The sequence below is a fragment of the Methylobacterium sp. J-043 genome, from assembly GCF_022829505.1.
Lineage (GTDB): Bacteria > Pseudomonadota > Alphaproteobacteria > Rhizobiales > Beijerinckiaceae > Methylobacterium > Methylobacterium extorquens_A.
In genome coordinates this window covers 38,291-58,588 of record NZ_JAKSYB010000075.1, presented here as the reverse complement: position 1 = coordinate 58,588, position 20,298 = coordinate 38,291, and the positions used below count along the sequence as shown (strand labels likewise).

General features: G+C 69.7%; 17 protein-coding genes. 6 read left to right on the top strand and 11 right to left on the bottom strand.

What is annotated here, in order from left to right; genetic code table 11:
• Positions 1-17: 17 nt before the first annotated feature.
• Positions 18-1,178, bottom strand: coding sequence for a glycosyltransferase family 2 protein (locus MKK50_RS23500; protein WP_499025592.1), 1,161 nt, complete (start codon positions 1,176-1,178; stop codon positions 18-20).
• A 247-nt stretch (positions 1,179-1,425) separates the two neighbouring features.
• Between MKK50_RS23500 and MKK50_RS23495 the strand changes: the two genes are divergently transcribed.
• Positions 1,426-1,872 (top strand): DMT family transporter, encoded by a 447-nt coding sequence (locus MKK50_RS23495; RefSeq protein WP_499025591.1) that lies wholly within the window; start codon positions 1,426-1,428, stop codon positions 1,870-1,872.
• Positions 1,873-1,894: 22 nt separating this feature from the next.
• Here MKK50_RS23495 and MKK50_RS23490 read toward each other — a convergent pair whose 3' ends face one another.
• Together MKK50_RS23490 and MKK50_RS23485 are read right to left on the bottom strand one after the other, a co-directional pair.
• Positions 1,895-3,853, bottom strand: coding sequence for an AI-2E family transporter (locus tag MKK50_RS23490; RefSeq protein WP_499025590.1), 1,959 nt, complete (start codon positions 3,851-3,853; stop codon positions 1,895-1,897).
• A 70-nt stretch (positions 3,854-3,923) separates the two neighbouring features.
• Positions 3,924-4,298, bottom strand: a complete 375-nt coding sequence (locus tag MKK50_RS23485; protein ID WP_060771448.1) for a response regulator — start codon at positions 4,296-4,298, stop codon at positions 3,924-3,926.
• A 174-nt stretch (positions 4,299-4,472) separates the two neighbouring features.
• On the opposite strand from MKK50_RS23485, the gene MKK50_RS23480 reads away from it, so the two are divergent.
• Both MKK50_RS23480 and MKK50_RS23475 read left to right on the top strand, forming a co-directional pair.
• A complete protein-coding gene (locus tag MKK50_RS23480) occupies positions 4,473-5,834 on the top strand; it encodes a pentapeptide repeat-containing protein (protein ID WP_499025589.1) in 1,362 nt (453 codons plus the stop codon).
• A 140-nt stretch (positions 5,835-5,974) separates the two neighbouring features.
• Positions 5,975-8,311 (top strand): response regulator, encoded by a 2,337-nt coding sequence (locus MKK50_RS23475; RefSeq protein WP_301288743.1) that lies wholly within the window; start codon positions 5,975-5,977, stop codon positions 8,309-8,311.
• A gap of 122 nt (positions 8,312-8,433) precedes the next feature.
• On the opposite strand, the gene MKK50_RS23470 is transcribed toward MKK50_RS23475, so the two are convergent.
• A complete protein-coding gene (locus MKK50_RS23470) occupies positions 8,434-9,855 on the bottom strand; it encodes an aminotransferase-like domain-containing protein (protein WP_499025767.1) in 1,422 nt (473 codons plus the stop codon).
• A gap of 119 nt (positions 9,856-9,974) precedes the next feature.
• Here MKK50_RS23470 and MKK50_RS23465 point away from each other — a divergent pair, with 119 nt between their 5' ends.
• Entirely contained in the window at positions 9,975-10,847 is an 873-nt protein-coding gene (locus MKK50_RS23465; protein WP_499025588.1) for a DMT family transporter, read from the top strand.
• Between the two features lie 8 nt (positions 10,848-10,855).
• Here MKK50_RS23465 and MKK50_RS23460 read toward each other — a convergent pair whose 3' ends face one another.
• Together MKK50_RS23460 and MKK50_RS23455 are read right to left on the bottom strand one after the other, a co-directional pair.
• A complete protein-coding gene (locus MKK50_RS23460; RefSeq protein WP_499025587.1) occupies positions 10,856-11,590 on the bottom strand; it encodes a response regulator in 735 nt (244 codons plus the stop codon).
• A gap of 114 nt (positions 11,591-11,704) precedes the next feature.
• The gene (locus MKK50_RS23455) at positions 11,705-12,235 is read right to left on the bottom strand and encodes a GNAT family N-acetyltransferase (RefSeq protein WP_499025585.1); all 531 of its coding nucleotides are present in this window, start codon (positions 12,233-12,235) and stop codon (positions 11,705-11,707) included.
• Between the two features lie 171 nt (positions 12,236-12,406).
• On the opposite strand from MKK50_RS23455, the gene MKK50_RS23450 reads away from it, so the two are divergent.
• A complete protein-coding gene (locus tag MKK50_RS23450) occupies positions 12,407-12,853 on the top strand; it encodes a DUF983 domain-containing protein (RefSeq protein ID WP_253369603.1) in 447 nt (148 codons plus the stop codon).
• 170 nt (positions 12,854-13,023) lie between these two features.
• Here the strand turns inward: MKK50_RS23450 and MKK50_RS23445 are convergent, their stop codons facing one another.
• Complete coding sequence (locus MKK50_RS23445) at positions 13,024-14,763, bottom strand: L-lactate permease (protein WP_253369602.1); 1,740 nt, start codon at positions 14,761-14,763, stop codon at positions 13,024-13,026.
• Between the two features lie 351 nt (positions 14,764-15,114).
• On the opposite strand from MKK50_RS23445, the gene MKK50_RS23440 reads away from it, so the two are divergent.
• The gene (locus tag MKK50_RS23440; RefSeq protein ID WP_253369600.1) at positions 15,115-16,038 is read left to right on the top strand and encodes a manganese catalase family protein; all 924 of its coding nucleotides are present in this window, start codon (positions 15,115-15,117) and stop codon (positions 16,036-16,038) included.
• A 64-nt stretch (positions 16,039-16,102) separates the two neighbouring features.
• Here MKK50_RS23440 and MKK50_RS23435 read toward each other — a convergent pair whose 3' ends face one another.
• From MKK50_RS23435 to secD, 4 genes are all read right to left on the bottom strand, one after another.
• Positions 16,103-16,999 carry a phytoene/squalene synthase family protein gene (locus MKK50_RS23435; RefSeq protein WP_499025583.1) on the bottom strand — a complete coding sequence of 299 codons (897 nt, stop codon included), beginning with the start codon at positions 16,997-16,999 and terminating at the stop codon, positions 16,103-16,105.
• A gap of 127 nt (positions 17,000-17,126) precedes the next feature.
• The gene (locus tag MKK50_RS23430) at positions 17,127-17,522 is read right to left on the bottom strand and encodes an Mth938-like domain-containing protein (RefSeq protein WP_499025582.1); all 396 of its coding nucleotides are present in this window, start codon (positions 17,520-17,522) and stop codon (positions 17,127-17,129) included.
• Between the two features lie 121 nt (positions 17,523-17,643).
• Positions 17,644-18,588 carry a protein translocase subunit SecF gene (gene secF, locus MKK50_RS23425; RefSeq protein WP_499025581.1) on the bottom strand — a complete coding sequence of 315 codons (945 nt, stop codon included), beginning with the start codon at positions 18,586-18,588 and terminating at the stop codon, positions 17,644-17,646.
• A 99-nt stretch (positions 18,589-18,687) separates the two neighbouring features.
• A complete protein-coding gene (gene secD / locus MKK50_RS23420; RefSeq protein ID WP_253369592.1) occupies positions 18,688-20,289 on the bottom strand; it encodes a protein translocase subunit SecD in 1,602 nt (533 codons plus the stop codon).
• Positions 20,290-20,298: the final 9 nt, after the last annotated feature.

Sequence of the window (20,298 nt, the reverse complement as noted above, 5' to 3'; positions counted from 1 at the left end):
CTTTGGGATCGCGGACTTTACGCGTCGGCGGTGGCCGTTGGGGCGACCGGGCGTGCGGACGGTGCCGACCGGCGCAGCCGCAGGCCCGCGCGCAGCAGCGGCAGGACGAGGCGGGCGAACCGGATCTGGCCGGGGAGCTGCCGCGGCATCAGCGGGCGGTAGGCGAGGCGCGGGCTGGCGCGATCGACCGCCGCGACGATCTCGCCGACCCGCGACAGGGCGGCGATGCGGCGAGCCTCGCCTTCAGGGATGCCGAGCCGCCGCGCCCAGGCGAGATCGCGGGTGAGGCGGCCCTCGTCGTGAAGGCGGCGCAGCCGTGCCCGCCAGACGTAGCGGTGAAGCGCGCGGGGCACCGCCTCCATGCGCGCGTCGCACAGGGCGTCGGGCTCCTCGCAGCGGGAGCGGATCGTGTCGGCGACCCCGCCGGCCGCGCGGCCGGTGAGGCGGGCCGAGATCAGAACCAGCACCGCCCGGTCATGACGTACGCGAAAGCCCCGCTGGAGCAGGGCACCGACGAAGGCGCCGTCCTCGCCGAGCGGGATTTCCGGCATGCCGCCGACATCACGGTAGGCAGGAAGCCGCACGGCGAGCGAAGCGCCGATGGTGGTGCGGTGGCAGGGCCAGGGATCGTGCGGATCGGGATCGATGCGCGCCTCCATCTCGGTGATGAGCGCGTCGTAGGTGTCCTCCAGCCGGCCGCGGGCGGGCAGCGAGGGCGGCAGCAGGGCCGCCTCCTCCGGGATCAGCTCGACCCGTCCGGCGACCGCGTCGGCGCCGGCTTCCAGGGCGGCGAGGTTGGCCGCGACCCAGTCCGGAGGCACGATGCTGTCGGCGTCGGTCGTCAGGAGCGTCGCCGTCGTGGAGGCCGTCCCCTCCGCTTCGAGCCACGCGACCGCCGCGCCCATCGCCGCGCGGCGCGCCCAGCCCGCATGCGCCCCGGCATGAACGCGCTCGATCACCCGGACGGGAATCGACAGCGCCGGCACGAGACCGGCGACGATCGCCGCCGTGTCGTCGGTGCAGTTGTTGAGGAACAGCACGAGGCCGAGCCGCCCTGGCGCCAAGCCGGTCTGCCGGTCGATCGCCGTCAGGCAGCGGGCGATCCGCTCGGCCTCGTTGCGCACGGGGATGGCGATGAGGGTGTCGAGGCGCGACGGCGTGGGGGAAACGGGCGGCACGGACGGGCTCCAGGAAAGCCGATGGGAGGTGCCGGAAGGCGGACTCCGCGCGGCGCTGCGCCTGCATAAGCTGCGCTTGATGAACCGCGGCTGATGGTCTCGCACCACGGAACGGGGCGGGTCGGCCCCGGTTTCCCGGGCATCCTGCCTCGGCAAAAGGAGCCTTCAACGGAGGCTTCGAGGAGTCATCCACGGATCGCGCGGGAGCCGGTCCCCTCATCGCGGCTCGCCGCAGGAACCCGAACCGATGATCGCCCTCTACGGCATCGCCCTGCTTGCCGGCATCGCCACGGCCGTGCAGCCCGGCCAGAGCACGCAACTCGCGAAATCCTTCGGCGCGCAGCCCTTCGCGGCAGGGCTCGTGTCGATGCTGGTCGGCACCGTCACCATGCTGGGTATCGGCCTCGCGAGCGGGCGGCTGCACCTGCCGAGCCTTCAGCAGGCTGGTCAGACACCGGTCTGGGCATGGTTCGGCGGTGCGCTCGGTGCCGGCGTCATCCTGGCCCAGCTCTTCGTCGCGCAGCGGATCGGCGCGGCGTCCTTCCTCGGCCTTCTCGTCACCGCGGGCGTCGTTACCTCGATCACGCTCGACCATTTCGGGCTCGAAGGCTTCGCCGTCCACCCCGCGAGCATCACGCGCCTTCTCGGCGGGGCGCTGATGATCGCGGGCGTCGCTCTGGTGGCCCTGTCCTGACGAAGTGCCGCCCCGGCCTGCCCTACTCCGCCGCCTGACGGAGCCGGGGCGAGGCCGGAGCAGCGTTCCCGGTCCGCGCCCGTGCCAGCGCCGCGTCGAGGGCGTCGCTCAGCGAGGTCACGAGCAGGTCGGCGGAGATCGCCCGGCGCAGGCGGCTGAGGGAAGCCGGATCGCGCTCGCGCCAGAAGCCGACGAGGATGGTTGCCCCCGGTGCGGCCTTGCGGGCGCGGCGGATGGTCAGGCGGATCTGCGACAGGCTGATCGGGTCGAGATAGGAGAAGCAGATCATCGCCGGGCGCTCGCCCTCGGGCAGACCGTTCCGTAGCGCGTCGCCCGGCACCACTCGCGCCCCGAGCCCGTGGCGGGAGAGCGTCTGAGCGAGCATCAACGTCGCGGCCTCGTCGAAGGCGCCCCCGCTCGGCACGCACAGGACCGGCACCTCTCCGCGCCAGGCCGGCGCCAGGTCGTCGGGGCCGAGCACGATGCCGGCCGCGCGCCGGTCCGGCCCCACCGCGGCGAAGGCGGCCTCGGCCTCGGCGCCGACGGGCTTGCGCGAGCGCCGCGGCATGCCGCGCTTGCGCGCCAGCCCCAGCGCCTCGACCACCGTGCGGAAGCCGGCACCGACCTCGCCCTGCCGCTCCCGGTCGAGCATGCCGCGTGCCGCATCCTCCTGGGCCATGCGTAGGCCCGGAAGCACGACCTCGTCGTAGTAGGTGACGAGCGCCCTCTCCTTCAGGAACAGCCGTCCCTGGTCGATGGCCTCGGCCGGATCGCCCGCCAGCATGCGCTGGTAGAAGATCTCCTGGGGGCCGAGCGCCGGGCGGTCGCCGAGGATCACGTCGAGGAACCACAATCGCTCGACATGGCGGCCGAGCACCACGAGGCAGACGGTCAGCGGGGTGGCGAGCAGAAGGCCGATCGGTCCCCACAGGAAGGTCCAGATCGTTGCAGCCAAGATCACCGCAATTGGCGAGATGCCGGTCGAGTGCCCGTAGAGCAGCGGCTCGACGACGTGGCCGGCGATCGGTTCGACAATCAGGAACAGGATCGCGACCTGGATCGCCATCGACCAGCCGGGATCGACGGCCACGGCGATGGCGAGCGGCAGCACCGCCGAGATCACCGCGCCGACATAGGGCACGAAGCGCGAGATGCCGGCGATGACCCCGAACAGGATCGGGCTCGGCACGCCGATGAACCACAGGCCGACGCCGATCACGAGGCCAAAGGCGACGTTGAGGATGAGCTGCGCCACGAAGAACCGGCTGAGCCGGCTCGTGGCGTCGTCGATCGCCGCGGTGGTGCGGCGAAGGTCGCTCGACCCCGCAAGCCGGATCGCGCGGTTTCGCAGATCCTCGCGCTGGAGCAGGATGAAGATCGTGAACAGCAGGATGAGGCCGAGCGTCGCCAGCGGATGCAGCACCCCGCCCGCCACGCTGCCGAGCGTCGTCAGCAGGCCGGTGCGGGGGGCATGGATCTCGACCTGCATCGGCCGCCCCGCCGTGCCGAGCGCCGCACTCGTCTCGGATTCGGTCTTCGCGGCGGGCGGCTGCAACTCCTTGCCGATCTCCTCGGCCATGTCGAAGAAGCCGGAGAAGGTGTCCGACAGGCTTCCGCGCTCGGCGGTGGCGGCGCGCAGGGCCGTGATCTTGTCGCGCAGGGTCAGCGAGTAGCGCGGCAGATCGGTCGCGAGCTGTGCCGCCTCGCGGGCGATCAGGCTGCCGATCGCCCCGAGCAGGCCGAACGCGAGCACCACCACCAGCAGCACCGCCGCCACCCGTGGCACCCGGACACGCCGAAGGACTCTCACGGCGGGTACGAGGACGAAGCTCAGCAGGATGGCGAGTGCCACCGGCACCAGGATGTCGCGGCCGAAATACAGGGCGCTGGCGAGCGTCACGACCAGCAGCAGCGAGGCGAGCGTCGTCACCACCGGCAGCGCCTGCCGCAGGAGCCGCGTGGTGACCGGATCGGTGGTCATGGCGTCCTCATGGGCAACCGGGCCCGTTCGGGTGATGGATCGTTAGGAGCGGTGGGGCGGGCCGGAGGCCTCAATCCCCTGCCCCGATCGCCGCGCCGATCTGGGTGAGCAGCTTGGGGAAGTCGATCGGCTTCGGGTGGTAGTCGTCGCAGCCGGCCTGGATCGCCTTGTCGCGGTCGCCCGACATGGCGTGGGCGGTGAGCGCAATGATCGGGATGGCGCGGGTGTCGGTCGCGGCCTTCAGGGCGCGGGCGGTCGACCAACCGTCGAGGATCGGCAGGTTCATGTCGAGCAGGATCACGTCGGGCTGGGCGGCGCGGGCCTGCTGCACGCCCGCCTCGCCGTCATGGGCGAGCACCACCTCGTAGCCGCGGCGCTTGAGCCGGCGGGACAGGAAGTCCCAGATCTCCTCGTGATCTTCCACCAGCAGGATTTTTCCCGACACGCCCGAAACCCCTTACTCGCGCCGATACGCGCTCCGCGACCTAACGCGCGGAAAGCCGTTGCGGTGTCATGGGCCCGCGCGCAATCCGTATCCCTTGTCATCTTCGTCGCCTTGTCTCGCTCGGCCCCGCACGGCTAAGGGGTGCGCCAGGGCGGATCATGCGGGGCGGACGCGGTGCGGGATGGCGGGGCGGAGAGCGGCGACCCGCGCGTCACGGCGCTGCTCGCGCATCTCGCGGGGCGTGAGGCGCCGTTCTCGATCAGGGACCGCGACGACCTCGCCGGGCTCGCGCTCGGACGCGCGACCCTGAGTTCACGGATCGACCCGCAGGCTCCGCCGCGCTGGTGGGTGAAGGGCGCGGGCGGGCTCGATCTGGCGGAGGCGGACCTCGCCGATGCCCGGCTGGAAGAGACGGACCTGTCGGGGGCCAACCTGCGGCGGGCCTCGCTCGCCGGAACCCTCGCGCGCTCGGCCGGCTTCGCGAGTGCCTGCCTGGAGGAGGCGGATTTTGCGGGCGCCGACCTCAGCGGCGCGCGCTTTGCCGGAGTCGCCGGCGGGCAGGCTTCCTTCCGCGAGGCAATGCTGGAGGATGCCGATTTCTCGGGCGCGACCATGCGCTTCGCCCGGCTCGACAAAGCCTTGCTCGACGGCGCCCGCTTCGAGGGCGCCGACCTCTGGGGCACCGACTTCACCGGGGCGGATGCCGACGATTCCGTGTTCCGAAGGGCCCGACTCGACGAGGCCAACCTCTCTGACTGCAACCTCACCGGGGCGGATTTCGAGGGTGCCAGCCTGAAGAAGGCGCGGCTCGTCGGCTCGCGGCTGCGCGGGGCCAACTTCTCCGGCGCCCGGCTCGACGGGGCGGACCTGTCGGAGGCCGACTTCTCCCGCACCAGCCTCGTGCGGCTCGACCTCACGACGTGCAAGCTGCGCCATGCGCGCTTTGCCGGAGCGTGGCTGGAGGGTGTGCGGCTCTCCGTCGAGCAGATCGGCGGCATGGTCGGCGAAGAGGCGGCCGGCGAGTACGAGGCCGCGCAGGCGAGCTATCTCGCGCTCGAGCGCAACCTTCAGAGCATCGGCAGCCCCGAGGGCGCGAGCTGGGCCTACAAGCGCGGGCGCCGCATGGGCCGCCGCCACGCCGGCGTGCGCACCCGCGAGGCCTTTCTCGCCCGCGATGTTCGAGGGACGCTGAGCGACGGCTACCGCTGGATCGCCGACCGCTTCGTCGAGTGGCTGTGCGATTACGGCGAGAGCCTGTCGCGGATCGCCCGCGCCTTCCTCGTCGGAATCTTTCTGTTCGCCGGGGCCTACGGGGCGACGGGCGGGCTCTTCCACGAGGGCGAGAACACGCCGACCTACAATCCGCTCGATCTCGTGAGCTACAGCGCGCTCAACATGATGACCGCCAACCCGCCAGAGATCGGGGTAAAGCCGCTGGGGCGCGTCACCAACCTGCTGGTCGGATTGCAGGGGGCGGCGGGCATCGTGCTGATGGGTCTGTTCGGCTTCGTTCTCGGCAACCGGCTGCGCCGCTGACTTGTGATTTCGCATCCGAGCGAAAGCCGGCCACACCGGTCGGGGCGATGCCAAGACGACGACGTCAAGACGACGATGACAGGACGGGAGACATCACCGTGACCGTACAGGACGGGAAGGTGCCGGAAACCGGGCCGACCATGGCCGATTTCCGCAATCTCGCCGACGCGCTGCCGCAACTCGCCTGGATCGCCGAGGCCGACGGCAACCTCGTTTGGTACAACCGCCGCTGGTACGACTACACCGGCACGACGCCGGCCGAGATGGCCGACCATGGCTGGCGCAAGCTGCACCACCCGGATCATCTCGAACGCGCCGCCGCGCGCTTCGTCGCCTGCATCGCGGCGGGCGAATCGTGGCAGGACACCTTCCCCCTGCGCGGCCGGGACGGCCGCTACCGCTGGTTCCTGTCGATGGCCGAACCGGTCCGCAATCGGGACGGCAGCATCGTGCGCTGGTACGGCACCAACACCGACGTCACCGAGACGCGGCTCGCGCAGGACGCGCTCGGCCATTCCGAGCAGCGCTTCCGCGCACTGGTGGATGCGTCGGCCGCCGTGATCTGGAACACGACCGCGCAAGGCGAACTGATGCCGCCCCAGCCGAGCTGGGCCGCCTACACGGGCCAGGGCGACGAGGCCTATCAGGGCTGGGGCTGGATCGACGTGATCCATCCCGATGACCGGGCGCGCGTCGCCGAGGTCTGGGCCGAATGCGTCGAGCGGGTGAAGGTGTTCGAGGTCGAGTACCGCCTGCGCCGCCACGACGAGGTCTGGCGCGACATGGAGGTGCGCGGCGTGCCGGTGCTCGCCGAGGACGGCTCCATCCGCGAATGGGTCGGGCTCAACATCGACATCACCGCCCGCAAGGAGGCCGAGGCTGCGATCGAGCAGGCCCGTGCCGCGGCGGAGGCCGCCAACCTCGCCAAGAGCCAGTTCCTGGCCAACATGAGCCACGAGCTGCGCACGCCGCTCTCGGCGGTGATCGGCTATTCCGAGATGCTCGGCGAGGAGCTGGAGGATCTGGGCCAGGCCGAGTTGCTGCCGGACCTGCGCAAGATCGAGTCCTCGGCCCGCCACCTGCTCGGCCTCATCAACGATGTCCTCGACATCTCCAAGATCGAGGCCGGTCGCCTGACCCTGGCGGCGGAGACCTTCGATGTCGTGTCCCTGATCGAGGACGTCACGGCCGCCACGCAGAGCCTGATCACGAAGAAGCGCAACCACTTCCGCCTCGATTTCGAGGGGGATCTGGGCGCGATGCATCAGGACCAGTTGAAGCTGCGCCAGTCGCTGATCAACCTGATCGGCAACGCCGCCAAGTTCTCGGAGGACGGCGAGATCATCCTCGGTGTGCGGCGCCAGCGGAAGGACGGCGCCGATTGGCTGAGCTTTTCCGTCTCGGATACCGGCATCGGCCTGACCGACGAGCAGATCGGCCGGCTGTTCGAGCGCTTCTCTCAAGCCGACGAATCGACCACGCGCCAGTTCGGCGGCACCGGCCTCGGGCTCGCCATCACCCGCGCCTTCGTCGAGCGCATGGGCGGCACGATCGGCGTCGAGAGCACCTTCGGCGAGGGCGCGACCTTCACGATCCGCCTTCCGGCCGAACTCGCCGCCTACGAGGAAGAGGTGGAGGCGGAAAGCGTCGCCGCCCGCGTGCAGGAGATCACCGACGGCGAGGCGCATCTGCACGACGTGGTGCTGCTCGTCGACGACGATCCGGCCGCCCGCGACCTGCTCCAGCGCTTCCTCGAACGCGAGGGGTTCCGCGTGCGCACCGCCAATGACGGGCGGGCCGGGCTGACCTTGGCCCGGGCGCTGAAGCCGCGGGCGATCCTGCTCGATATCGAGATGCCGCGCATGGACGGCTGGGCGGTGCTGCACGCGATCCGCACCGATCCCGACATCGCCGACACGCCGGTCATCATCACCAGCGTCGTCAACGAGTTCAGCCTCGCCCACGTGCTCGGCGCCACCGACTACATGGTCAAGCCGATCGATTGGGGGGCGCTCAAGGATACGATGGAGCGCTACCGCCCCGTGGACCGCGAGGGCAGCGTGCTCGTGGTCGATGACGACGCCGACGCCCGCGACCGAGTGCGCCGCACGCTGCAGCGCGACGGCTGGCAGGTGCGCGAGGCCGAGAACGGCGCCCTCGCCCTGGAGAGCCTGGATCAGGTCCGCCCGAGCCTGATCCTGCTCGACCTGATGATGCCGGTGATGGACGGCTTCGCCTTCCTGAGGGCCCTCCGCGGCCGCCCGGACGGCGACAGCATCCCCGTGGTGGTGCTCACCGCCAAGGAGATCACCGCCTCGGAGAAGGAGAGCTTGGGCGCCCAGGCCGACCGGCTCATCATCAAGGGCTCGATGTCTCTCTCCGACATCGGACGGCAATTGCGCGATCTCTACAGCCGACAGGACGGCATGCCGCTGCCGGGCCAGATCCAAAGCTTGATCGACAAGCTGTCGCCGTAGGGTTTTGCCTGCTCCTTCCGACCCACCGCCTCACCCTGAGATGCCGCGAAGCGGCCTCGAAGGGGCCTCCAGCCATCGCGCGGCTGCTGGAAACCCCTTCGAGGCCCGATGACGCGGGCACCTCACGGTGAGGGCTGGGTCAGGATACCGGTTTTCGTCTCCTCCATCGCCCGCGCGAGCCCGTCGTAGACCCGCGGATCGGTCATCTGCGCCACGTTGAAGCGCATGAAGCCGGAGGCGGTCTGCGAGACGCTGAAGACGTTGCCGGGGGCCAGCACCAGACCCTGCCCCAGGCCGGCGCGAGCGAGAGCCGCCGCGTCGTACCCGTCGGGTAGGCGGCACCAGAGGGTGAAGCCGCCGCGCGGCACGATCCAGGGTGTGATGCCGAACGAGCCGAGCCGGGCGGCGGCCTCCCGGCGCGCCCGTGACAGGCGGCGGCGCAAGGCGTCCAGATGCTTGCGGTAGCTGCCGTCGGCGAGGGTGCCGGCGATGATCTCGGCGGCGACCGGGCTCGGGCCGCCGAAGCTCGTCGCCACCTGAAGATCGACCAGGGCCTCGATCCAGTCGGCGCGCGCGGCGATGAAGCCGCAGCGGATCGAGGCCGAGAGCGTCTTCGAGAAGCTGCCGATGCGGATGACGCGGGTGAGGTCGTCGAGAGCGGCGAGCCGGGGCGAGGGCTCGGGCTCCAGATCGGCGAAGATGTCGTCCTCGACGATGGTCAGGTCGTGCGCTGCCGCGAGCGTCAGGAGCCGGTGGGCGGTCTGCGGCGAGAGCGTCGCGCCGGTCGGGTTGTGGAGCGCCGAATTGGTGACGTAGAGGCGCGGGCGATGCTCGGCGAGCGAAGCGGCGAAGGCCGTGAGGTCGGGCCCCGTCGGCGTGTACGGCACCCCGACGATCCGGACCGCGTGGACGCGCAGCAGGGCCTGGAAGTTGAAGTAGCACGGATCGTCCACGATCACCGTGTCGCCGGGCCGCAGGAGAAAGCGGCCGATCAGGTCGATGGCCTGCGTGCCCGAGGCGGTGAGTAGCACCTGGTCCGCCCCGGCTTCGATCCCCTCCCCCGCCAGCCGGCGCACGAGGTGTCGGCGCAGGGTGAGTGCGCCGCGGGTGGCGCCGTAATCGGTCAGCACCGCGTCCCCGGCCTGCGCGAGGCCGCGCACCGCCCGGCGGATCGCCGCGTTCGGCATCCACGCGGCCGGAAGCCAGCCGCAGCCCGGCTTGACCATCTCCGGCCCGGCATCGAGCGATTGGCGCGAGACCCAGAGCGGATCGATCGCCCGGTCGCGCCGTGGCTCCGCCTCGGTGAGCGCCAGCGGCGAGACCGGCCCGGAGACGAAAAAGCCCGAGCCCGGACGCGCCCGGATCAGCCCCTCCGCCGCCAGCCGGTCGTAGGCCTCGACCACGGTCGAGGGCGAGACCTGCATCGCGGCGGCGAAGCGCCGGATCGAGGGCAGCCGCTCCCCCGGCGCCAGCACCCGCGCGGCGAGCCTCTTGCGGATCGCCGCCATCACCGCCCCGGTGCGGCCGCCCGCCTCCTCCATCATGTCACGCATCATCCGTGCGGGTGCAAGCAGCCATACAGTTCGGCCGTAACTGTACGGAACCGTACCTGTCACCGCCAGGGCCGGCCGCCTTATCCTCGGGCCGGTTTCGAGGACGGACGATGCAGCAGACCGGCAAACAATCCTGGGAGGGGTGGGGCCACGGCCTCCTCGGCGTGCTCATCTTCAGCGGCTCGCTGCCGGCGACGCGGGCGGCGGTCGGCGGCTTCACTCCGCTCTTCCTCACCGCCTCGCGCGCGGTGATCGCCGCCGGGCTCGGCGCCGCGCTGCTGGCTCTGCTGCGGCAGAAGCGGCCGGCGCGGGGCGATCTCGGGCCGCTCGCCGTGGTGGCCCTCGGCGTGGTGGTCGGCTTTCCCCTGCTCACCGCGCTGGCGCTCCGTCACATCACCTCGGCCCGCTCCATCGTCTTCATCGGACTGCTGCCGCTCGCGACCGCCCTGTTCGGTCTGCTGCGCGCCGGTGACAGACCGAAGCCCGCCTTCTGGCTCTTCTCGATCGTAGGCAGCGTGCTGGTGGCGGGCTTCGCTCTGGCGCGCAGCGATGGCGCCGACCTGACGGGCGACGGGCTGATGCTGGGAGCGATCCTGCTGTGCGGCCTCGGCTATGCCGAGGGCGCCCGCCTGTCGCGCCGGCTCGGAGGCTGGCAGGTCATCTCCTGGGCGCTCGTGCTGGCCGCGCCCGCCATGGCCGTTCTGGCGCTCGCCACCCTGCCGGATTCATGGACCGGAATCGGCCTGCCGGCCTGGGCCGGGCTCGGTTACGTCTCGGTGTTCAGCATGCTGGTCGGCTTCGTGTTCTGGTATCGCGGGCTGGCGCTCGGCGGCATCGCCGGGGCCGGGCAATTGCAGCTGCTTCAGCCCTTCTTCGGCCTTGCGCTCGCCGGCCTGCTGCTGGGCGAGCCGGTCGAGGGGGCGATGATCGCGGTCGCCGCCGGGGTGGTGCTGTGCGTCGTCGCCGCGAAACGGTTCGCGTAACGCGTGGCTCAGAACCCCCCGCCCGCCTGATCGAAATCGACGTAGGCGGTCTCGATCACGATCTGCGTGCGGCTGATGACTTCGAGCTTGCGCAGGATCTCGGAGACGTGAGCCTTCACCGTCGAGTCGCCGACCTGCAGCTCGTAGGCGATCTGCTTGTTGAGCTTGCCCTGGCGGATCATGCCGAGCACCCGCATCTGCTGCGGGGTCAGGCGGGCGACCCGCTCGGCGATCGGCGCCTTGTCGCCGCCCCGCGCCGGGGCCGGCGCGGCAGCCAGATCGGGCGGCATGAACAGGGCGCCGCCGAGTACCTCGGAAATCGCCCGGGTCAGGGTCGCCTTGTCGACGGCCTTCGGCACGAAGCCGGCCGCGCCGTGGCGCAGGGCCTCCTGCATGATGCGCGGATCGGTGACGCCGGAGACGATCAGGATCGGGACGCGGGGAAAGCACGTGCGGATCGCGGCAAGCCCCTCGAACCCGGTCACGCCCTGCATCGAGAGATCGAGCAGCGTCAGGTCGATGGCGGGGTTCCGGCTTAAGGTCTCGCAGGCCGTGCCGATGCCATCCGCCTCGTGCAAGACGGCCTCGGGAAAGGCGAGCGCGATGGCGCTCGCCAGCGCCTCGCGGAACAGGGGGTGATCGTCGACGATCAAGAGGCGCAGGGCCTGTCCGCCTTCCAGGGGAGCCACTGCGTCGGGGTGGCCGCCGATATCCGATTGTGCGCTGGCCGTCATCGCGATCATGTCTTCCGGCGCGCCGGCACCGGCCGGCGAGGGCCCATGCGCCGATCTTAAGCCGATTCGAGATCGACCGCTTCCCGGTCTTTGGTCCATCCCCGGTCGGGACAGCTTGGCGCGTCACGCGCCTTCGAGGACGAGCTGGCGGCGGCCGGGGCGGTGCCCCTCCGAGCCGGTCTCGCGAAAGCCGATCTTGTGCAACAGGCCCCAGGAGGCGACGTTGCCGGGGCGGCATTCGGCCACGATCGCCCGGCGGGGAAAGCGGCGGCGCAGCAGGCCGACGATGGCGGAGACCGCCTCCGTCCCGAAGCCGCGTCCGCGGGCGGCCCCGCCGATCCAGTAGCCGATCTCGACCGCGCCCTCCCCCCGCAGATGCGTGCCGACGACGCCGACGAGCGGGACAGCGGGCTCACGGCTCCAGGCGCCGAGAAAGCGGTCGCGCCCGTGCCGGCCGGAGGCGATCAGCGCCTCGGCATCAGCCAGGGTGAAGGGGTTGGCGAGGAAGTCGACCGCGCCGGTGATCGCCGGATCGTCGGTGAGCGCGTGCACGGCCCGCGCGTCACCCGCGCCAAGTGGCGCAATCGCCAGCCGCCCGGTTTCGAGACCGGGAAGGTCGCTCAAGCTGTCGCGGCGGAGGCGGCGGAAAAACATTTCGCAGGATGCTTTCGCGCGTGAGATCATAAACGCCCTGTCGTCGCCGTTTAATCCGGGGCTGTCGAGAAAAACTCGGCTCGAAAAAATCCACCCGGTCCCGCATGGGTGGCCTGCGGGGCGCTGGCGAACCATCGCTGCGGGCGTCGGTTGCCTCGCCAGGAGACCGTGATGACCGACACCCGTGACCCGATTCGGACCGAGACCCGGTACGAGCCCCAGGCGCCGCTCTCCGTGGCGGCGCGCAGCGCCTGCCCGCGCTGCGGCCGGGGACACCTGTTCAAGGGGTTTCTGAGCATCGCCCCGCGCTGCGACGCCTGCGGGCTCGACTTCTCCTTCGCCGATCCCGCCGACGGCCCCGCTTTCTTCGTGATGATGACCACGGCGATCCCCGCCGTCGCCTTCGGCCTGTGGCTGGAACTGACCTACGACCCGCCGGTCTGGCTCCACTTCGCCCTGACCCTGCCCGTCGTGCTGATCGCCTGCACCCTCCCCTTGCGCTTCTTCAAGGGCTGGCTGGTGGCGAGCCAATACGTTCACCGCGCCGAGGAGGGCCGGCTCGCGAGGACGGTACCGCCGGTCGAGGTCGCTAAGCCGGATGCGCCCGGCCCACGCTAACTTAGAGCATCGTCCTGGATATCGGATCCAGAACGATGCTCTAGGTTTTTGTTTTTGCATCGTCTTTTCCGAAAGCCGGTGGCCACCTTTCGGGACGATGCTCTAGCCCAAGAAAAAGCCCGCCCCGAGCGCTCGGGGCGGGCTTTTTCGCGTACTTTCGATCCGTCCGGTCAGTGCGCGGCGGGTGCCGTGGCGGCCGGGTGGATCACCATCTCGGTGAATGGGTAGACGTAGGCCTGGAGCATCACGAGGCCGCCGACGAGGCAGGCCAGCACGATCGAGTGCCAGAACACGAAGCGCAGGATCTTGCTCTCCTGGCCGAAATAGCCCGTCGCCGTCGAGGCCACGACGATCGACTGGGCGTCGATCATCTTGCCCATCACGCCGCCGGACGAGTTCGCCGAGGCCATGAGGATGCCCGACAGTCCGAGCTGCTCGGAGGTGATCCGCTGCAGGCCGCCGAACAGCACGTTCGAGGCCGTGTCCGAACCCGTGAGTGCGACGCCGAGCCAGCCCAGCAGCGTGCCGAAGAACGGGTAGAGGATGCCCGTGCCGGCAAACGCGAGGCCGAGCGTGGCATCGACGCCGGCGTAGCGGGTGAGCACGCCAAGCGCCAGCATCGCGGCGATGGTGATGAGCGAGTAGCGCAGCACCCAGATCGTCTCGAAATACGCCGTGACGAGGCGGACCGGCGAGAAGCGCATGATGATGCCGGAGATGATCGCGGCGAACAGCACGCCCGTGCCGGTGTAGGACATGTAGGTGAAGTTGAAGATCGCAGCTTCGGCCTTCGGCGCAGCCTCCACGGGCGGCACCTTCATGATCATGTTGTGTAGGCCCGGCACCTCGTATTTCCACGAGAAGATCGGGTTGACGATGCCCTTGAACCAGCCGGTGCCCCAGATCGCCACGATGATCGAGAGGATGATCCACGGCACCCAGGCCATGAAGATCTCGCTCGACGAGGCGGTGCGGCCGCCGACATGCGCCTTGGGCAGATCGCCGGGGACGCCCGCGCCGAGGGAGGCCGGACGCGGCTGACCGTAGCCGACCGACGGGTCGTGGCCGCGCAGAGCAGGCGAGGCCCAGATCTGGGCCGGCCGCCACACCTTCAGGAAGGCGACGAGGGCGGCCATCGAGACGAGCGAGGCGCCGATATCGACGATCCAGGGGTTGATGTAGTTCGAGATCAGAAACTGCGCCGCGGCAAACGAAATGCCGCAGACCGCGATCGGAGGCCAGATCGCGATCATGCCGCGGAAGCCCGCGAACACCCAGATCAGCCAGAACGGCACGATCACCGAGAAGAACGGCAGCTGACGGCCGATCATCGCGCCGAGGATGTAGGGGTCGTAGCCCGTCACCGAGGCCAAGCCCTGCACCGGAGCACCGAGCGCGCCATAGGCAACGGGCGCGGTGTTGGCGATCAGCGAGAGGCCGGAGGCGGCCAGCGGCGAGAAGCCGAGCCCGATCAGGATGGCGCCGGTGACGGCCACCGGGGTGCCGAAGCCGCCGGCGCCCTCGAAGAAGGCGCCGAAGGCGAAGGCCACCAGCAGGAGCTGGATGCGCCGGTCCTCGGTGATGCCGGCCACCGATTGCTGGAGGATGGCGAACCAGCCCTTCTCCACCGTCAGCCGGTAGAGGAAGATGACGTTGAGGATGATCCAGCCGATCGGGAACATGCCCGTGACCACGCCGAGGAGGGTCGCCCGGACGGCGAGGTCGGTCGGCATGCCGAAGGCGACCACCGCCACGAGGAAGGCGACGATCAGGGCGAGGATGGCGGCGATGTGGACCTTGATCTTGCCGCTCGCGATCATGCCGAGCAGAGCGATGACCGGCAGCGACGCCATGAAGGTCGAGAGCCATTGGCTCCCGAACGGATCGTAGACCTGATTCCAGGGTGTCACGGGCCTTGCCCTCCTCCCAAGCCCCGATCTTCCGCCGGGACCTTCTGGCACAGGGTGCTAACAGAGCCGTCTAGCCTGCTCAACGCAAGGCATCATGTATTCAATCCACCTCGCAATCGAACTTTGTCGGGTGACGCTTTTTCGCATCGTAACGCGGCGTCGATGACCGGGCCGACGGCAGGGGCCGGCTTCGAAGAGTTCGGGAACAGACCCATCCGAACCGCGGTTCCGGCAACACGTCCCAGTGCCCTGCCGAACTCCCGATCACCGGGCCGCCCTCGGCTGCGGGTGGTTCGGGCATCCGTGTGGGGCACGTTCCGGCGACGACCGGCATCACCGAGAGGCCCTCACATGTTCATGCGCGTCGACAAGCTCCAGGCTGAGCTTCCCGCACCGAAACGGAAGGATCCGAACGCCGCCGCCGCGCTGCAGGAGTTGCTGGGCGGCAAATACGGCGAGATGTCCACGCTCGGGAACTACATGTTCCAGAGCTTCAATTTCCGTAGCAAGGACAAGCTCAAGCCGTTCTACAGCCTCGTCTCCAGCATCACGGCGGAAGAACTCGGCCACGTCGAACTCGTGAGCAACGGCGTGGCCATGCTCAACAACGGGCCCGACAACGACGGTGACGAGACGGACGGGGGCGACATTTCAGGCGCGCCGTTCGAGGACATGAAGGACATTCGCCTCGCAGCGGCCTTCCTGTCGAACGGCGGCGGTGCGGCGCCGATCAACAGCAACGGCGCCTCGTGGAACAACGATTTCATCACCTCGACGGGCAATGTCGTCGTCGATCTGCTGCACAATTTCCACCTCGAATGCGGCGCTCGGCTGCATAAGCTGCGGGTCTACGAGACCCTGTCCGACCCGACCGGACGCGAAGTGTGCGGCTACCTGCTGGTGCGCGGTTCGGTCCACGCCCACGCCTACGCACTGGCGCTCAAGCAGATCACCGGGGTTGATCTCGACAAGTTCCTGCCGACCCCGAACATCAACCTCGACAAGATTCCCGAGTGCCAGAAGTACCTGCAGGAGGGCTCGCACCGCCGGCTCTACACCTGGAGCCCGAACGATTACCGTGACATCGCCGGGATCTGGAACAGCAGCGAGCACGCCCTGCCGGGCGATCCGCCGGGCGAACTCGAGATCGTGGAGGGCATGCCCGATGGCGGCAAGATCCACCAGCTCACCGGCATCCCCTCGGCCTTCGCGCCCGACTATGCGCCGGAGGAGATGTTCGAGATCGCGCAGAAGCTGACGAAGAAGGCGCGCTGACGCCACGCCCCACCAAACTCCTCCCCCCTCGCGGGGAGGAGCCTCCGTGTGCGTCTGAGAATTCTTATCGCCCCGTGCGTGCCGCCCGCCACAGCCGCCACAGGCGGCGCCAGCGGGGGATCTCGATCACGCTGTTGAGCGGATCGTAGCCGGCCCGCTCCATCGCCGCGAGATAGGGCTCGACCAAAGCCGTCGGCAGGAAGGCGGCGCGCGCCGCCGGAGCGATGGTGCCGCGGGCCGCCTCGTAGGCGGCGAGGTGGCGCCGTGCCAGCGCCCGCAATTCGGTGCAGGTGCGGACCAGTCCCGGTCCGCCGCGGCCCGAGACGATGTCCTCGCGCGTAACTCCATTTTGCCGCAGCAGGTCGCCGGGCAGGTAGACCTGCCCCTGACGCGCGTGCCACGGCAGAGCCCGCAGCAGGCCGGTGATCCCGTAGGCGACGCCCGCATGGCCGGCGGCGGCCGCGCCGCCGGGCTCGGCCCCGTCGGCGAGCACCAGTCCGGAGAGGCGGATCAGCGCCGAGGCGGTCTCGCCGCAATAGCCCTCCAAATCGTTCACCCGCGGCATCGGGTCGTCGTAGAGGTCGAAGACGCGGGCATCGATCAGATCGACGAAGGGCTGGCGTCCGAGGCGGCGCGTGACGATCGCATCGTCGAGGGCCGCGGCGACGGGATTGGCCCGGACGTCGCCCCGTGCCTCCCCCTGAAGCGCGTCGCGCCACCATTGCAGGCGGATCTCCCCCGCCATCGGGTTCGAGGCCGCCTCGCGGACGCGGGCGATGGTCAGGCTGAAGGCGGCGAGCGCGAAGAGGTGCGGCCGGAAGGCCGCGGGCGCGAACAGAGCCGCGAAGTAGCGGTCCGGGTCGCTCGCGCGCACCAGTTCCTCGCAGTGCCGGAAGGCAAAGGCCAGCCCGCCGTTGCCGGCCTCCGGGCTCGTCTCGGTTCGGGTCTCGGGGCGCGTCATGGAGCGGGGCTCACGCGGCGTTCGGAACTGAGAGCGCATTCCGACGAAGTGGTTACCGGCTCGTCGGGATGCGCGTCATGACAAAGACTAGAGACGCCGGCCCAATGCAATCAGGCCGGATACGGCTCTAGACGGCGATCAGCGCGGCCGCGACCTTGCGGTTCTCGGCCATCAGGATGTTGTAGGTCCGCGCCGCCGCCCCCGTCTGCATCGTGTCGAGGCCGATGCCTGCGGCCTTGAGGCGCTGGCGCAAAGACTCGGGCAGGAACACGATCTCGGCGCCGGTGCCAATCAGAAGTAGTTCGATCGCTTCGGCCTCGGCGAGAACCGGGCCGAGGCTCGTGCCGTCGATGCCGCCGGGCTCGTTCACCTCCCAGGCGCGCACGCCGGAGGGCAGCAGCAGGATCGAGCCCCGGTGGGACATCTGCCCGAAGCGGAAGCCGCCATTGCCGTAGGCGTCGATGCCGTGGCGGCCGGGCAGGAAGCCGTCATGGATCTGACCCGGTACCCGTCCCTCGCTCACGCCATGCCTCCGCTCGCCCGCATTCCGTCCCGGATGTCGGGGGCGTGGGCGCTCCTCTCAGCCGCCGGGGCGAAGAAAGACGTCCCGGATCGCTGTCCCACGCTCCGCCGCACGTCGCGCCCTACTCGGCCGCCTGCGGCAGGCCGGACTCGCGCTGCGACGCCTTCGCGCCGGACAGGCGCAGGCCGATATAGATCAGCGACGGGGTCGAGACGAAGATCGCGGAGTAGGTACAGATCACCACGCCGCAGAGCATCACCACGGCAAAGCCCTTGATCGCCTCGCCCCCGAACAGCACCAGCGCCACGAGCGACAGGGTGGTGGAGAGCGAGGTCATCACCGTGCGCGACATGGTGGAGTTGATCGAGAGGTTGAGCAGCTCGACGACGGGAATTGTCTTGTAGCGGCGCATCAGCTCGCGGGTCCGGTCGAACACCACCACGGTCTCGTTGAGCGAGTAGCCGACGATGGTGAGGATCGCCGCGATCGAGGTCATGTTGAACTCGATGCGGGTGATGATGAACACGCCCACCGTCAGCACGATGTCGTGCAGGGTGCCGACGATGGCGCCGAGCGCCAACTCCCGCTCGAAGCGGAACCACAGGTAGAGCAGCACGGCGAGCACCGAGAGCACGACGCCGATCGTGCCGGACTGCACCAACTCGCCCGAGACGCGCGGCCCCACCGTCTCGGTGCGGCGGAAATCATAGCCCGCGTCGAAGGCGGCATGGGCCTTCTGCATCACCGCGGTCTGGCCCTGCTCGCCGGCCTGGAGCGGGAAGCGTACGAGCACCTGACCCTCACCGCCGAGTTCCTGCACTTCGGTCTCGCCGAAGCCGAAGCCGTTGGCGGTGTGGCGGATCTCGGCGACGTCCGCGGTCCGGCCGGCCTTGGCCTGAAGCTCGACCAGGGTGCCGCCCTTGAAGTCGATGCCGTAGTTGAGCCCGACGGTGATGAACAGCACCAGCGTCACGACCGACATCACCGCCGAGAGCGGGAAGGTGACGTGCCGGAACCGCATGAAGTCAAAATGCGATTCGTCGGGCCAGAGGCGAAGCAGGCGCATGGTCGGTCTCGAAGCGAAGGGGGCGCTCCGAGCGCATCCCCTGAGATTTCAGCTCTTGCGCGGCGGGCAGGCCGCGCCGGGAACGAGGCGGCGGCGTCCCTAGAACGGCAGGGCTTTCGGCCGGAACCAGTTGTACCACACCGCGATCATCATGCGCGTCAGGGTCACGGCGGTGATGACGGTGGTGAGGATGCCGAGGATGAACACCACGGCGAAGCCCTTCACCGGGCCCGAGCCCATGAAGAACAGGAGCAGGGCGGCGATCGCCATGGTCGAGTTCGAGTCGATGATGGTGGCGAAGGCCCGGTCGAAGCCGGCCTGGAGCGCCGAGACCAGGGAGCGGCCTGAGCGGGATTCCTCGCGCATGCGCTCGTAGATCAGCACGTTCGAATCGACCGCCGTGCCGATGGTGAGCACGATGCCGGCGATGCCCGGCAGCGTCATCGTCGCCTCCAGCACCGACATCAGGCCGAGGATCAGTCCCACGTGGACGATGAGCGCGATGTTGGCGATGAAGCCGAAGGTGCCGTAGGTTGCGAACATGAAGGCGATGACGAGGCCGCCCGCGACCAGGGTCGCGAGCTTGCCGGCCTCGATCGAATCGCGGCCGAGGCCGGGGCCGACGACGCGGCGCTCGACGACGGTGAGCTTGGCCGGCAGGGCGCCGGCCCGCAGCAGCACCGAGAGGTCGTTGGCGTCCTTGACGGTGAAGTTGCCGGTGATCTGGCCGGTGCCGCCGGTGATCGCCGAGCGGATCACCGGGGCCGACTGGATCACGTTGTCGAGCACGATCGCCATGCGCCGGCCGACATTCTCGCTCGTCGCCTGACCGAAGCGCTGGGCCCCGCGCAGGTTGAACTTGAAGCTCACCATCGGCTCGTGGGTCTGTGGGTCGAAGGCGGGCTGGGCGTCGGTGAGATCGCTGCCGTCGGCCATGACCCGGCGCTCGACCGGCACCTTGGCGCCGCCCTCGTCCTTGGAGGCGAGCATATCGACGTCGCCAGAGGGCGAATCGGCCAGCATGCGGAATTCGAGCTTGGCGGTCTTGCCGAGCTGGTCCTCCAACTCCTGCGGGTTCTGCAGGCCCGGAACCTGGACGAGGATGCGGCTGGCGCCCTGCTGCTGGATCGAAGGCTCCTTCGTGCCGCCGAAATCGATGCGCTTGCGCACGACCTCGATCGCCTGGCTGACCGCACGGCGGGTGCGGTCGTTGATGCCGGCCTCGGTGAGGACGAGTTGAATCGCGCCGTTCTCGGCCTCGTTGACCGTCAGCGTCTGGCCGCCGGCGGCCAGCGGGTTGTTGATGGGCGCTGCGAGTTCGCGCAGCTTCGGCATCACCTTCGCGCGGGCCGCCGCATCGGGAATGCGCAGCTCGACGCCGCGGTTGATGACGCGGATGCCGCCGTCGGGCGAGACCGCGGCCTCGCGCAGGATGCGGCGCACGTCGTCGCGCAGGCCGGTGACCATCGAGCGGACGAGGTCGGGCTGGTCGATCTCCAGCAGGATCTGCGAGCCGCCCTGGAGGTCGAGGCCGAGCACGATCGCCCGCTGCGGGATGATCCAGCTCGGGAACCACGACGGCAGCGAGGCCATGAAGGCCTTGCGGCTGTCGGCCGGGATGAAGCTCGGCACCGCGAGGCTGAGGCCGATCAGGATGACGGCGAGCGTCGCGACGATCTTGGTTCTCGAGAAGCGCAGCATCCGCCCGGT

Bases quoted from the DNA above. Each gene is read 5' to 3' on its own strand.
- MKK50_RS23495 (WP_499025591.1), top strand. From the start codon at position 1,426: ATGATCGCCCTCTACGGCATCGCCCTGCTTGCCGGCATCGCCACGGCC.
- MKK50_RS23490 (WP_499025590.1), bottom strand. From the start codon at position 3,853: ATGACCACCGATCCGGTCACCACGCGGCTCCTGCGGCAGGCGCTGCCG.
- MKK50_RS23475 (WP_301288743.1), top strand. From the start codon at position 5,975: ATGGCCGATTTCCGCAATCTCGCCGACGCGCTGCCGCAACTCGCCTGG.
- MKK50_RS23470 (WP_499025767.1), bottom strand. From the start codon at position 9,855: ATGATGGAGGAGGCGGGCGGCCGCACCGGGGCGGTGATGGCGGCGATC.
- MKK50_RS23465 (WP_499025588.1), top strand. From the start codon at position 9,975: ATGCAGCAGACCGGCAAACAATCCTGGGAGGGGTGGGGCCACGGCCTC.
- MKK50_RS23460 (WP_499025587.1), bottom strand. From the start codon at position 11,590: ATGATCGCGATGACGGCCAGCGCACAATCGGATATCGGCGGCCACCCC.
- MKK50_RS23455 (WP_499025585.1), bottom strand. From the start codon at position 12,235: ATGTTTTTCCGCCGCCTCCGCCGCGACAGCTTGAGCGACCTTCCCGGT.
- MKK50_RS23450 (WP_253369603.1), top strand. From the start codon at position 12,407: ATGACCGACACCCGTGACCCGATTCGGACCGAGACCCGGTACGAGCCC.
- MKK50_RS23440 (WP_253369600.1), top strand. From the start codon at position 15,115: ATGTTCATGCGCGTCGACAAGCTCCAGGCTGAGCTTCCCGCACCGAAA.
- MKK50_RS23435 (WP_499025583.1), bottom strand. From the start codon at position 16,999: ATGACGCGCCCCGAGACCCGAACCGAGACGAGCCCGGAGGCCGGCAAC.
- secF (WP_499025581.1), bottom strand. From the start codon at position 18,588: ATGCGCCTGCTTCGCCTCTGGCCCGACGAATCGCATTTTGACTTCATG.
- secD (WP_253369592.1), bottom strand. From the start codon at position 20,289: ATGCTGCGCTTCTCGAGAACCAAGATCGTCGCGACGCTCGCCGTCATC.